Here is a 364-nt window from a genome sequence, read left to right on the forward strand (position 1 = left end):
GGTGAAGTCGTAACAAGGTAACCGTAGGAGAACCTGCGGTTGGATCACCTCCTTTCTAGAGTACATACTCTTTAACTCACACTAAAGAGTAATAATAAATATTTCAAGAGCTCTTGAGAGCTTGTTTAGATATCAAAGGTTGAAATGAGTATTGATATGGGGAATTAGCTCAGCTGGGAGAGCGCCTGCCTTGCACGCAGGAGGTCAGCGGTTCGATCCCGCTATTCTCCACCATATAAAACTTAAACAGAGCATTTAAGCTAAATGTTCTTTCTAGGTTTTATTTAATTTAATTCTATGTTTATATATAGTTTCTAACCTAGTGTTATTTTATTTATCAATGTTAAGAGTCACAAGCAAGTAA

Annotated in this window: 1 tRNA gene and 1 rRNA gene; both read left to right on the top strand. The window is 36.8% G+C overall.

Annotated elements, in window-relative coordinates:
* Positions 1-55, top strand: a 16S ribosomal RNA gene (locus tag KJQ99_RS10165); the annotation flags it as partial.
* A gap of 103 nt (positions 56-158) precedes the next feature.
* Positions 159-234 (top strand) — tRNA-Ala (locus tag KJQ99_RS10170).
* Positions 235-364 lie beyond the last annotated feature (130 nt).

The organism is Campylobacter sp. 2018MI13, assembly GCF_018501135.1.
Lineage (GTDB): Bacteria > Campylobacterota > Campylobacteria > Campylobacterales > Campylobacteraceae > Campylobacter_E.